The sequence below is a fragment of the Micromonospora sp. NPDC085948 genome (assembly GCF_040686315.1).
GTDB lineage: Bacteria > Actinomycetota > Actinomycetes > Mycobacteriales > Micromonosporaceae > Micromonospora.
Window position 1 is genome coordinate 1 of the sequence record NZ_JBFBJW010000038.1, and the last position, 1,094, is coordinate 1,094.

The 1,094-nt window shown below is 71.5% G+C and carries 1 protein-coding gene; it reads left to right on the forward strand.

All coding sequences use genetic code 11. From position 1 onward, the window contains the following. Window positions 1-1,094, forward strand: a 1,094-nt coding sequence (locus AB0O48_RS34530) for a beta-ketoacyl reductase (RefSeq protein WP_365070203.1), incomplete at both ends; no start/stop codon positions are given.

Consider the following 1,094-nt stretch of genomic DNA (forward strand, 5'->3'; position numbering starts at 1 on the left):
CCGCCGTTGTTGGGTGGGCAGGGCACAGTGCTGGTGACCGGCGGGACGGGGACGTTGGGTGCGTTGGTGGCCCGGCATCTGGTGAGCGCGTACGGGGTGCGGCGGATGGTGCTGGTCAGCCGGCGGGGCATGGCGGCGCCCGGCGCGGACGCTTTGCTGGCCGAGCTGGCCGGGCTGGGAGCGCAGGCCTCGGTGGTGGCGTGTGATGTCGCTGATCGTGACGCTGCGGCGCGGATGCTGGCGCAGATTCCGGCGCAGCACCCATTGACGGGGGTGGTGCACACCGCGGGCGTGCTGGCCGACGCGACGGTGGAGTCGTTGAGCCGGCAGCAGGTGGACACGGTGCTGGCGGCGAAGGTCGACGCGGCGCTGAACCTGCACGACTTGACCCGTGACATGCCATTGGCGATGTTCGTGATGTTCTCCTCGGCGGCGGGGGTGCTGGGCGGCCCGGGACAGGGCAACTACGCCGCGGCGAACACGTTCCTGGACGCGCTGGCCGCGCATCGCCGGGCCCAGGGTCTGCCCGCAACGTCGATCGCATGGGGATTGTGGGCGCCGGCCAGCGCGATGACCGGGCATCTGGAGTCCTCCGACCTGGCCCGGATGAGCCGGTCCGGCCTACTGGGTTTGAGCGCCGAGCAAGGGCTGGCGTTGTTCGACGCGGCGGTGAGCGCAGTGCAGCCGATGGTGGTAGCGGCCCGGCTCGACGGCGCGCGGCTGCGTCGCCAGGCCGAGGCCGGGGCGGTCCCGGTGATGCTGCGAGGACTGGCCCGGGTGTCGTCGCGGCGCAGCGCGGCCGCGGTCGTGGCGGACACCGCCGGGCTGGCGCGCCGGCTGGCTGGGGTGTCACCGGCCGAACAGCAACGGATGCTACTGGATGTGGTCCACACCCACGTGGCGACGGTGCTGGGCCATGCCAACCCCGACGGCATCGACGCCGGCCAGGCGTTCAAGGACCTCGGATTCGACTCACTGACCGCGGTGGAACTACGCAACCGGCTGGCAACGGTGACCGGGCTGCGACTACCCGCCACGCTGGTATTCGACTACCCGACACCAGACACCCTCGCCCACTACCTACACACCCAACT